At 39.9% G+C, this 12,171-nt stretch carries 10 protein-coding genes, 1 tRNA gene and 1 pseudogene; 5 read left to right on the forward strand and 7 right to left on the reverse strand.

Going from position 1 to position 12,171, the window contains the following annotated elements:
* Positions 1–141: 141 nt before the first annotated feature.
* Both Q0A12_RS06050 and Q0A12_RS06055 read right to left on the reverse strand, forming a co-directional pair.
* A complete protein-coding gene (locus Q0A12_RS06050; RefSeq protein WP_366030920.1) occupies positions 142–1,179 on the reverse strand; it encodes a tagatose 1,6-diphosphate aldolase in 1,038 nt (345 codons plus the stop codon).
* Between the two features lie 217 nt (positions 1,180–1,396).
* A complete protein-coding gene (locus Q0A12_RS06055; RefSeq protein ID WP_291291764.1) occupies positions 1,397–2,659 on the reverse strand; it encodes an NAD(P)/FAD-dependent oxidoreductase in 1,263 nt (420 codons plus the stop codon).
* Between the two features lie 161 nt (positions 2,660–2,820).
* On the opposite strand from Q0A12_RS06055, the gene gdhA reads away from it, so the two are divergent.
* From gdhA to Q0A12_RS06070, 3 genes are all read left to right on the forward strand, one after another.
* Entirely contained in the window at positions 2,821–4,170 is a 1,350-nt protein-coding gene (gdhA, locus tag Q0A12_RS06060; RefSeq protein WP_291291765.1) for an NADP-specific glutamate dehydrogenase, read from the forward strand.
* A 103-nt stretch (positions 4,171–4,273) separates the two neighbouring features.
* Positions 4,274–5,620: a glucose-6-phosphate isomerase gene (locus tag Q0A12_RS06065; RefSeq protein WP_291291766.1), complete on the forward strand. Its 1,347-nt coding sequence runs from the start codon at positions 4,274–4,276 to the stop codon at positions 5,618–5,620.
* Positions 5,621–6,238: 618 nt separating this feature from the next.
* Positions 6,239–6,442: a hypothetical protein gene (locus Q0A12_RS06070; RefSeq protein WP_291291767.1), complete on the forward strand. Its 204-nt coding sequence runs from the start codon at positions 6,239–6,241 to the stop codon at positions 6,440–6,442.
* Between the two features lie 119 nt (positions 6,443–6,561).
* Here the strand turns inward: Q0A12_RS06070 and Q0A12_RS06075 are convergent, their stop codons facing one another.
* From Q0A12_RS06075 to Q0A12_RS06090, 4 genes are all read right to left on the reverse strand, one after another.
* Positions 6,562–8,364 carry a glycerophosphodiester phosphodiesterase gene (locus Q0A12_RS06075; protein WP_291291768.1) on the reverse strand — a complete coding sequence of 601 codons (1,803 nt, stop codon included), beginning with the start codon at positions 8,362–8,364 and terminating at the stop codon, positions 6,562–6,564.
* 126 nt (positions 8,365–8,490) lie between these two features.
* Entirely contained in the window at positions 8,491–9,090 is a 600-nt protein-coding gene (locus Q0A12_RS06080; RefSeq protein ID WP_291291769.1) for a VTT domain-containing protein, read from the reverse strand.
* 242 nt (positions 9,091–9,332) lie between these two features.
* Complete coding sequence (locus Q0A12_RS06085; RefSeq protein WP_291291770.1) at positions 9,333–9,791, reverse strand: threonine/serine exporter family protein; 459 nt, start codon at positions 9,789–9,791, stop codon at positions 9,333–9,335.
* Positions 9,788–10,546: a threonine/serine exporter family protein gene (locus tag Q0A12_RS06090; RefSeq protein ID WP_291291771.1), complete on the reverse strand. Its 759-nt coding sequence runs from the start codon at positions 10,544–10,546 to the stop codon at positions 9,788–9,790. The genes Q0A12_RS06085 and Q0A12_RS06090 overlap by 4 nt, the downstream gene beginning before the upstream one ends.
* Before the next feature lie 283 nt (positions 10,547–10,829).
* Here Q0A12_RS06090 and Q0A12_RS06095 point away from each other — a divergent pair, with 283 nt between their 5' ends.
* Together Q0A12_RS06095 and Q0A12_RS06100 are read left to right on the forward strand one after the other, a co-directional pair.
* Positions 10,830–11,402 (forward strand): TetR/AcrR family transcriptional regulator, encoded by a 573-nt coding sequence (locus tag Q0A12_RS06095; RefSeq protein WP_291291772.1) that lies wholly within the window; start codon positions 10,830–10,832, stop codon positions 11,400–11,402.
* Between the two features lie 82 nt (positions 11,403–11,484).
* Positions 11,485–11,572, forward strand: a tRNA-Ser gene (locus tag Q0A12_RS06100).
* Between the two features lie 401 nt (positions 11,573–11,973).
* Here the strand turns inward: Q0A12_RS06100 and Q0A12_RS06105 are convergent.
* A pseudogene (locus tag Q0A12_RS06105) lies at positions 11,974–12,171 on the reverse strand (hypothetical protein); the annotation flags it as partial.

Below are 12,171 nucleotides of genomic sequence, written 5' to 3' on the forward strand. Positions count from 1 at the left end.
CCAGGGACTTGAGTCAATTGGTCCGAGGAGAGTTTGTCGCTTTAACAGCTGAAGATTCCGAAACCGAGTAACGAATAACTAAAAGGAGCCATTGCTTGAAGTGTGATACTTCCATGCAATGGCTCCTTTATTTGATAAAAATTATTCCATGACGGAGATATCGAAGACTTCAATATTGTCCAATCCACCATAAAATTCATACCAAGGGGTAGCATATTCTTTTAGAATCGCATTCAGTTCCTCGACATTTTCTCTTCCTTGAGTATCTAACCATTCCAACAGGGCTTTTTCTCCTTGTTTCCCATAAATTTCCACACTGTCTCGCCAAGTTGCACGTCCACCAAGAATTCCAGAGAATTTTGCTCCGTGTTCTCCGGCAAAGCGCAATTCGTCACGGAAAATGTTTGCGGGAACTCCTGCACTTAGATAGATGAAAGGTCGAGTGGCCGCATCACTTGCTTCTCTGAAGTAGTTGGCAGCTTCTTCTTGGGTATAGACAGCTTCTAGACCTTCTTTTTGAAACCCTTCAACCAAATCAAATTGTACAGGCACTTCAACTTTTAAAATATCGATATGGTATTTGTCTTTGGTCAATTCTTGAATCGTACGAATGACTTTGCTAGGTTTGATTTTTGCAAAAGCCGGTGATTTATCGTCGGTGATTTCATCATCGTAGACGATAGGTTCGACAAAAATCGGAATATCGGCGGCTTGCGCTTCCGTACCTAAGCGTTCTAAAAAGGCATGCTTGGTGTCAAGAATTTCTTGCGGTTCATCCGGATTGTAATAAACCAGCACTTTTGCGGCGTCAGCGCCTTTTTGGACCAAACGTTGCAGAGATTCATTTGGCAACAACTCTGGCAAACGTCCGGGAGTATTGACATCATAGCCAGTTTTCTCATACGACAGGATCAAACCAGCATCGGAATTTTTCGCTTCGATTCCTTGGAAGCCATACTCTTCATCCAATAAGATACTGCTGACGTACTTGGTCAATTCTTGTGAGACCAACCGCTTAAAGTCATAAATTTGCTCCATTTTAAAATTATCGGGTCCTGTGGCAGCTTTCATCATTTTTTTCATTGATCCTCGCTGATCGATAGCCAATGCCGCAATCACACCGTCTTCATTGGAAAGTTTTTGCATTTTTTCAAATTTGCCTCTTGAAATACGTTTCATTTCTCCAGCCTCCTTTAAGTTCTCTTTTAGTCTACGCCTTCTTATAAAAAACGCCAAACAATAAGCAATTTCTAAGCGTACCAGCACAAAAAAACCGAATCTTTCCCACTATGTCACTAGCAGTTTTATGCGGCGGCAATTTTACTCAGAAGCCAGCCTTAGAAAGATTCGGAATTTCTTTTTAACGGGTCAGATTGTTAAGGGGCAGTTATCATTGTTAATAGTGAAAATAGCTGGCCATCTCCGCAGCATGAGTGCCAGCCACATGGCCGGTACAAAAGGCAGCAGTGATATTGAATCCGCCGGTATAGCCGTTGATATCCAGTAACTCACCACCAAAATAGAGGCCGTTGATACATTTACTTTCCATTGTTTTGGGGTTCACTTCTTTTAAATGAATCCCTCCACCTGTCACAAAGGATTTTTCTAACGGAAATGTTTTACTGATTTGGATAGGAAAGCCCTTCATGAGGACTGCTAATTCCTGCAACTGTTCAAGGGTTGTTTGATCCGCTACCAGATCAGATAGTGCCAGCCGCTGGATAAAGAACTCCAGCAGACGCTCAGGCAAGATGCCACTCAATGCATTGGCTAATTTTTTCTTCGAATGAGCCCCCTCGGCTAGTTCTTTTTGCAAGTCATCGACTGTTTTATCTGGAAAGCAGTCTAGCACCACAGTGACAGGCGTATGACTCTTCAGTTCTTGATTGACAAAAGAAGAGCAACGCAACGCAGCTGGTCCTGAAAGCCCAAAATGCGTGAACAGGAGATCCATTGTGTGGGAAACCACGGTTTTTCCTGTTGCATCCAAAACAGATAAAGCAATATCTTGTAAAGAAAGCCCCTGAAGGGTTCGTTCGCTGATAAAGATCTCCTCTGAGACAAGAGGTGATTCGGTGGGGTAAAGGGGTGTGATCGTATGACCAACTTTTTTGGCCATTTTGTACCCATCTCCAGTTGATCCAGTTGAAGGATAGGTACGCCCCCCAGTCGTCAGGATCACGCAAGGCGCAGTAAATTCTTCAAATTCCGTCCGAATCCCTTGGATCTGAGTTCCGTCGTGCAGTAATTTGGTGACTGCCGTATTCGTCAGCAGCGTCACTTGTTTTTCATGAATCGCTTGTAACAAACCTTCAACAATGGTTTTCGATTTGTCGGTGACAGGAAACATTCGACCATGATCTTCTTCTTTCAGTGAGACCCCTTGGGATTCGAAAAAAGTCATCACATCAAAATTATTGAATTGGGAAAAGGTACTATATAAAAATTTGCCATTTCCAGGAATATGGGCAATCAAATCATCAACAGACCGATTGTTCGTTACATTGCAACGCCCTCCGCCAGTCATAAGCAATTTTTTTCCAACTTTTTTATTTTTTTCTACCAGCAATACGTCGGCACCGTTTTCGGCTGCTGAAATAGCGGCCATCATGCCGCTGGTTCCTGCACCAATTACGATTACATCGTAGGATTTTTTCATCGTTTTTCACCTCTTTGTGGATTGTACCATATTGCGGGAATCAGAGGGGAGAATGCTATTTATTTGATGAATCGAAAAAAAATTCTGACAATTCGTAAAAAATAGATGCAATTTCTGAAATTTTCTATAAAATAGAATGTAACTAGAGGAGGTAATGCTTCATGACAAATGCTTCAGAGTATGTAAAAGCGATCCAGGAGAAACTACATGAGAAAGATCAGAACCAAACGGAATTTTTACAAGCAATCGATGAATTTTTACCAACAATCATTCCTTTCTTGGAAAAACATCCGGAATACATTGAATCAAATTTGGTTGATTTATTAACAGAACCCGAACGGTTCATTCAGTTTCGTGTTCCTTGGCAAGATGATCAAGGCAATTGGCAAGTCAATCGCGGTTACCGGATCCAATTCAATTCGGCATTAGGTCCTTATAAAGGCGGCCTGCGTTTTCATCCAAGCGTCAACTTAAGTATCTTGAAATTTTTGGCTTTTGAGCAAATTTTCAAGAACAGTTTGACGGGTTTACCAATTGGCGGCGGTAAAGGCGGCAGTGACTTTGATCCAAAAGGAAAATCAGATGGCGAAGTGATGCGTTTTTGCCAAAGTTTCATGACGGAATTAGCCAAACATATCGGACCGGATCTAGATGTGCCAGCGGGGGACATTGGTGTCGGTGGTCGTGAAATTGGCTATCTCTTTGGGGCTTACAAACGTCTGAAACAATATGATGCAGGTGTCCTTACAGGAAAACCGCTAGATTTTTGGGGAAGTAAAAATCGGACGGAAGCTACCGGTTATGGAGCAGTCTATTTTGTTAAACACTTGCTGAAGGATTTAGAAGAAGATTTCCAAGGGAAAAAAGCGATTGTGTCTGGCAGTGGCAATGTGGCTATCTATGCGATTGAGAAATTGCATGAGTTGGGTGCAACAGCCGTCACATGTTCTGATTCTTCCGGATTTATCTATGACGAAAAGGGCATTGATTTAGCCTTATTGAAAGAAATCAAAGAAGTGAAGCGGGAACGTTTGACCGCTTATGCCGAGGCTCGTCCAACGGCAGAATATCATGAAGGAGCGTCTGTCTGGGACTTCGATGTTCAAGCGGAATTAGCCTTCCCTTGTGCGACTCAAAATGAAATCAATCTAGAACAAGCCAAACGGGCAAAAGCAAATGGTGTCCGGATTGTTTCTGAAGGTGCCAATATGCCAAGCTCCCTTGAAGCGGCGGAATACTTTATTGCGCAAGACATCTACTATTGTCCTGGAAAAGCAGCCAATGCGGGTGGCGTAGCGGTTTCTGCTTTAGAAATGAGTCAAAACTCACAACGTTTGCAGTGGGAAAAAGCAGAAGTCGATGAAAAATTGGATGAGATCATGAAGAATATCTATGACGCTTGCCGTGACACTGCAGAAGAATTTGATCAAAAAAATAATTTCATGTTAGGAGCCAATGTGGCTGGATTTGAAAAAGTTGCTAAAGCAATGATTTCTCAAGGACTTGTCTAACTCTACTAGATGGGTGATATATAAGGAATTACTTGAAAAAAGTTCAAAAAAAACGTAAAGTAGTACTTGTATGAAAAACTAATTTTTTCAAGGAGGACAAATCATGTCACACATCAAATTTGACTATTCAAAAGTGGCTCCATTTGTGAATGAACACGAATTAAGCTATATGCAAAGTCAAGTTACAGCAGCAGATAAACTTTTACGTGAAGGTACTGGTGCAGGTAACGACTTTTTAGGTTGGATCGACTTACCTAAAAATTATGATAAAGAAGAATTCGCCCGCATTAAGAAAGCAGCTGAAAAAATCCAATCAGACTCAGAAGTATTAGTCGTAATCGGTATTGGCGGCTCTTATCTAGGCGCGAAAGCGGCGATTGATTTCTTGAATCATTCATTCTATAACTTGCTTTCATCTGATGAACGGAAAGCACCACAAATCTTTTTTGCAGGAAACTCAATTTCTTCCACTTATTTAGCAGACTTGATTGAAATCATCGGCGACCGTGATTTCTCTGTCAATGTCATTTCTAAATCAGGTACAACAACAGAACCTGCAATCGCGTTCCGTGTGTTCAAAGAACGCTTGATTGAAAAATATGGCAAAGAAGAAGCAAATAAACGTATCTATGCAACGACAGATAAAGCAAAAGGTGCCGTTAAAGTTGAAGCAGATGCTGAAAACTGGGAAACATTTGTGATTCCTGATGATGTTGGTGGACGTTTCTCTGTCTTGACAGCTGTAGGTCTATTGCCAATCGCTGCCAGCGGTGCGGACATTGATGCCTTGATGCAAGGTGCTGCAGATGCCAGTGAAGCTTATGCTAGTGATGACCTTGAAAAAAATGAAGCATATCAATATGCAGCAATGCGTAACATCCTTTACCGTAAAGGCAAAGTAACCGAATTGCTGATCAATTACGAACCAGGAATGCAATACTTCTCTGAATGGTGGAAACAATTATTTGGAGAATCAGAAGGAAAAGACCAAAAAGGAATTTATCCTTCAAGTGCAAACTTCTCAACTGACTTGCATTCATTGGGTCAATATATCCAAGAAGGCCGCCGCAACATCTTTGAAACAGTTGTTAAAGTTGAAAAACCACGTAAATCAATCACAATTCCTACGCAAGAAGCTGACCTTGATGGACTTGGCTACTTACAAGGAAAAGAAGTTGATTTTGTAAATACCAAAGCCTTCGAAGGAACGTTATTGGCTCACACAGATGGCGATGTACCAAACTTATTGGTTAAGATCCCAACAATGGATGCCTACACATTAGGTTACACAATGTACTTCTTCGAAATCGCTGTAGGTATTTCTGGTTACTTGAATGGTGTGAATCCATTTGACCAACCAGGCGTGGAAGCTTACAAGAAAAACATGTTCGCATTGCTTGGCAAACCAGGCTTTGAAGAACTTGCAAAAGAATTGAACGAACGTCTATAAACCAACGCTTTTTCAACTTTTATAAATTAGTGGTGAACGAAACAGGTTCGCTTTCGTTTGTAACTGGTGATAGTTTTGGTGATGATAGAGTAAAAGAATGGGACTGTGACATAAGTCATCATCCAACAAGTGAATCCGAATCATATGCTATTGCGATAGATTCCTCAGCCTTTTGCGACGAGGAGCCACTGCATCGCAGGAGCAATGATCTATATTCGGATAGACTTGTAGGAGACTTATGGTACAGTCCCGTTTTTCATTCCTATACGCGCGATAGTTGAGTAAGAGCGCTTCTTCTTTCATACATAAAATCCTAAAAATAGGAAGGTCATTTTACCAGTGCAACCGATAGGGCCATCAACGGTTTTCCTTTAAACCAATCAATAGTGCAACAGTCAACAGAACGAAAATACATGTTTGAATCGCTGGCATTTTGTTCATCTCCTTTGTCTATAGGTTACTTGAATTGCGAGGAAGATGCACGAACACACCAGTTAGAAAAAGCGAACGATTTTGTCATCTTTCTTTTTAAAAAGAAGAGAGTTTTTTTGTAAAAGCGCTTGCATAAATACTTTTTTTTGTTATTATATTTCTAAGAAGAAGCTTTGAGGTGGGAATATGGTAGAAGTTGAAATTGGAAAAATGTACGTATGTCAGCCTGTTGGGGTGAAGAAAGCGGTCATCGGTATTATTGAGAAGCTATACGACAATACCGCACTGGTGAGAGTGACCGATTGTCAGATGGAGGATCAACCCGTTGTGCAGGCCTCTAATCAGCGAATGTTAGTAAAATTTGATAAGATCAAGGCAATGGCTGCATGATAAAACATAAGACTGGCCCTCTTGTCTGCAAGATCACATCCTGTTAACAAACCGAAAGCGGAAAATGTTGACGCTGATTGATCTTCGCAGGCGAGTGCCAGTCTTATTTGTGGCGCGCTTTAGCCGACACCAATGACAAAGTTCAGTAATTTATCCGAGTAAGTTATTTCATCGGCGGACTCACGAAGTGTTTTATTTAAGATATCCATCCGATCCGTAATGATGCCGTCGACACCATAAAACTGCATCCGACTGATTTCTGCATCATCATTCGGTGTCCAGACAAAGACGTCTTTTTGATCCGCTTTTGCAGATGAGATAAAGTTGCGATTGATGGTACTGTATTCCATCGTTAAAAAGTCAGCACTAGTCAATGGGGGGCCGACGATGTTGAAGGGCATGATATAGCCGACAGTTAGTTCTGGTGCAGCTTGTTTCAACTCTTCTACGACATTATAGGTCAAGCTTTGCAAAATATGATTGTTTTTAGATAGAGTTTCCTGGTATTTTTCAAGAAAGGAATGAACCAGTGCAGCTGTATCTTTTTGTTGTGTTTTAATTTCGACCAGTAATTTTTGATTTAATGAATTGGCCAATGCCAAATAGTCATCAAAGGTAGCAATCGGTGCCGTCTGTCCATTTTCAGAAACGGTTAGTTTTTGTGCTTGTGCCAAAGTTGATTGTTCCGGTTTCTGATTGAAGCCAGTCAACGCTTTAAAGGAGAAATCATGATAGACGATAAAATGACCATCACTGGTTTGCTGAACATCCATTTCCACATAATCAGGATGATACGTCTCACTAGTGAAGCGCAATGCTTCTAAGGAATTTTGGACACCTTGGCCGTTACTGACCCCCCGATGGGAAATCGTCAATGGTCGAACATTCGCTGCAGAGGTCAGATAATTCATGTTGTATAGACTGACGCCCACACCAAAGAAAACGGCGACTACAGTGAGTAAAGAAGTTTTTAGCCGCTGGAAGTTCCTGGGTGGCAATGGTTCTTGGCTGAACCATTGTGGTATCTCAGGCAAGAAACCTTCATCGTCCATGAAATCAACAATGATATAAAAAATCGCTACGGTGGACAAGATAATGTTCAGTAACAAGACGAGTTGAAGAAGAGTCATAATGAAGACTGCCGAATACAACGCATAGTCAGCGAAAAGTTCTTCAATGATTGCTTGTAGAAGAATCAAAAAAGTGAAACCGACTGTTGAAATGAATAAAATCGCACCGCCAATAAAAACAAATTGACCGACGATGGCAAAGAAGCGACGTTTTGTCGCCTGTAAGCTTTCACGAATGGCTTGACGAAATGGACGATCCCGTAAAATCATTTCTGGTAAAGCGAATATCACACGAATCCCCAAGTAAATCAAAAGCAGATACCCAAGAACTACGGCACTGATAATCAAAACCCGATTTGTAAAGATGAAATCCATGATAAAAGCAGGAATTTTCACTTTAGAAAGCAGGTCTGAATTAAAGCTTAGTCCGCCAATCGGTAAAATCAAAAAGAAATAAAACAAGAAAAATAAGAATGTCATGGGGCGTAATTTGCGAATTTGTAAGAAGGTCATCCGCAACAGTTGTCGCAAACGGATCGGCTGTTTTTTCTTAATGAAATAGACGCTTAGCAGTAGGAAAGTAAATTCAAAAAAAACTGCCAGTAAAATCAACAACAAGATAAGCGTTAGCGAGAGCAGAACCATCGGATGCTCCGTAAAAATACTGCCAATGTTATCAAATGATAAGTAGGCTAATCCGCCGCGTCGGAGGACAAATTTGGTTGAGGAAGAAAGCAAAGGGATTACCAAAAAAAGCATGAAGCCATGCATCAGCAAAACATCTCGAAAATAAGCATCGCTTGCCTTTAAAAAATCCCAAGTATTGATCAAACTATTTTTTAGATATTTCATGTTCGTCATCCTAACGTTAGACTATAAAAAAACCGAACTATCGTGTTTGATTCCTATAATGAAAGGAATGACCACCATCTATAGTTCGGAAATTTCCTGTGCTTGTTTTTGTGATTAAGAAGGGACTCAGCCGCCTAGTAATCCTGTTAAAAATGTACCGCCATAAATCAATGCCATACTATATAAGAAAATCGATAATGGTTTTGCTAGCAAGATGATCAAAGTGAATTTCTTGACTGAAATATTCGTCAGTCCAGCCATTAAACACAACGCATCATCTGGGGCTACCGGTAAAAAGATAGCAAGTGCAAAAAGTTTCTCAAATCGGCTTTGATTATCCAACCAACCGATATATTTATCATACGTTTTATCACTGATCATGCTGAGGATGAATGGTTTGCCATATCTTCTACCTAATAAGAAGATGATCACTGAACCAATACAAATGCCGACATAATTGTAGACAAATCCAAGATAAGGTCCGAAAATCAGTACACCAGCTGCACTGGAAATGCCGCCAGGAATGATGGGGATCACAACTTGCAAAATCTGTAACAATATGAAGATGATCGGTCCCAAAATAACAGAGTTGCCTACTAGCCCCCGCAGAGCATTAATATCTTTAAAGACACCTAAATTAATGAAATAAATTGTTAAGGCAATCGATAACCCTAATCCAATTATTGATATCGTATTAATGATACGACGTGAAGTGGCTATACTCACAGACTTTCATCTCCTTTATTCGTTTCTAATTCCACTATACGTGGTGTCATTAGAAAAATCCAGCAAAATAAATGACATTCGTCAAACAAATTTGTAAGATTCGATAACTCTATTATAAAAGAAGAATGGCTCAAAGGCATTGTACTAAAGTCTGAAATAAGAAAAATTTAGCATTTCATGTACAAATTATCACTTGTTGAAGAGTTTCGGATGGCACAAATCTTTTTTGTTGGTGTGTAATTCTATTTTTTATCCAGTAACACCTTTCGTTTCTTTTGCCAACTGGCTAGAGTCTTTTCAACGACACTGGTCATCATAAACCCACCAGCAATGGCTCCTGCAGTGATCAATACGATCATCAGGTTCTCTAATCCTAAATAATTGTCTCCTAGGGCAAATTCACGAACCGCTTTATAAGCTGGACCGCCAGGAACAAGGGGAACTAGGCTGGGAATGTTGAAAATAATCATCGGCATTTTTTTACGTCGTGAAAAAAAGATACTCACACAGCCAACTGCAAAGGCGGCAAAGAAATTGGCACTGCCGATGCCATGGCCCATTTCATGAAGTTGCCAATAGATCATCCAGCCAACAGTTCCTGCGATCCCCGTTGCAATCAATGCACGTTTCGGAATATTTGTTAAAATGCCAAAGGTGACGGTACTCAAAAAACTAAAACAGACATGAATCAAAATGGTCATGATAAACCTCCAAACAGTGTAAAGACGGTGGCGATTCCTACACCGATTGCGGCTGCAGTAAAAATCGCTTCCGTTCCTCGAGCTGTGCCGCTAATCAAGTGTCCGGCAAGAATATCACGAAAAGAATTTGTGATGGCCACTCCAGGAACCAACGGCATTACAGCACCAATAATCAAGTTATCAACATTTCCCGCCACGCCAACACGTACAGATAAGATGGCTAGCGTGCCGATGACTAAAGAGGCGACGAACATATCCAAAAAGCGGATATCGATGGTTTTTTTTACCCAAAGGGCTGTAATGAAACCGAGGCTGCCAATAAAAAAGGTGGCTAAAAAATCAGACCAATTACCACCAAAAATAATCATTAAGGTACTGCTGACCACGCCAGCACTCAATACTTGCAACCAAAGAGGGAAACTAGGCGTCACTTGATTGACTTCTTTCAGGGAGGTATATAATTGAGATAGCGTAATCTGTTCCTCAGCAAAAGCGCGAGAAAGTCGATTAACCGCCACTATTTTTTCTAAATTGATGACCCGGTCGTGAACATTTTCTACTTGAGCGTAATGACTACTACGTAAGCCCATAAAGATCCCAGTAGCAGTCACGTAACTGATGCTGTTTCCTTCTCCAGCATTTGCAGCGATCCGATTCATGGTATCTTCTACACGATAAACTTCAGAGCCATTTTCCATCATGATTTTCCCTGCCAAGAGGCAAGTTTCTAACAGTAATTCATTGGTTTCTTGCATACGAGAGCCTCTCTATCTTGAAAACTATTTTTTTCTTTAGTTTACCTTTTTCAAGCGGATTCAACAAGAGAAGTATCCGGCGAGTAAAATAACTATTCTCACACAAAAAAGCTTATTTTTAGAAAGTAACAATGATTTTTTATTGGTAAAAAACATCATAATTAAACTAGTACCCATTCTTTTAGAATAAAACAGCTAGTTATAAGATAACGAAATGAGTATATTATTTTTCAATTCATTCATTCTCGGTTACAATTAGAAAAAGGAAAAGGGGGATTTATTGATGCGAAGAAAGGTCTATACAAGAGAACATATTTTGAAGGCCGCGTATGAGTTGATCAATAAAGAAGGATTTGGCAACTTTACAGCCCGAAATATAGCAAAGCAAATGGGAATTTCAACACAACCGATCTATTTGGAATTTGAAAATATGCAGGATTTGAAAAATACTTTAGTTGAAGCAGTTTTTAAAGATCTTTCAGAAAACGTTTTTCCTGTTGAACGGACTGGAGACAAAGTCATTGACTTAGGATTAAACTACATTCACTTCGCACAAGAAAAACACAACCTGTATATTGCTCTTTTCGTAGACGATTATGGTGGCGGTAAACTCATGCACGATTTTTCGTCTGATTATTTCAAAAAATTGATCAAGTCAGAACCCAAGTACGCGGATTTATCTGAAGAAGCAATCATTGCCTTACACAATGGTGCTTGGATCGTCGTCACCGGTATTGCTTCATTAATGTCAGCAGGAATCATCACACCGACGGATGAACAAATTATTAAGGTGATTGAGGAAACGATTGCCGGGATTTTAGATAAGGATACGAAAGACATTTTTATTTTTCAATAAAAACAAATCTGCAATCACTTTTTCTGACGGATTGCAGATTTTTTCTTGACTTTTTCTGAAAAAAGTAGAAAATATAGCTTATGGAGAGTTGGCAGAGTGGTAATGCAGCGGACTCGAAATCCGCCGACCCGGTTCATCCCGGCGCGCAGGTTCAAATCCTGTACTCTCCTTACATAGAAATTGAAAGAGCCCTCAGTGTATAAGAAATTCTTATATACCAAGGGCTCTTGTTTTTTATTGGAAAAAACGATAAGAAAATTGGAGAAAATGAAATCATTTTGCACGGATTTTGCAGGAAATCATATCTTCATACAAAAGCTCACCAATGCCCCAGGAATAATTTGAAACTCTTATTGCACTATTTCCTCAAGAAAATGCTGATACATTCCAAGAATTATTTTCAATTCTTTATGTCCTAAACCTCTTGAAGCATACTTTAAATTCACTCCTTGATAAACGAAAATAGATGCAGAGAAACGACAACAGTGGAGAGATATCAGTAAGCAGACATGAATAAAGACTGATTGATACCAATATTAATCAGCAAGAATTTAAAACACTTGAACAAGCCTTACTTAGTGCTGTTTTTTTCGAAATAAGCATCGATATATTCTTTGATTTTTTCAAAATCTTTCGTCAGAAAGAATTGAGCAGGAACTTTTATTATTGGCAGATTATTCTCATTTTCAAAAGGAACAAAGGGGGTGGGCATTACTAAGTAGTCCACCTGGTCTTTATCTCTAAGGTAATTTATTGAAACATCATAAAA

The organism is Enterococcus sp., assembly GCF_022711995.1.
GTDB lineage: Bacteria > Bacillota > Bacilli > Lactobacillales > Enterococcaceae > Enterococcus_D.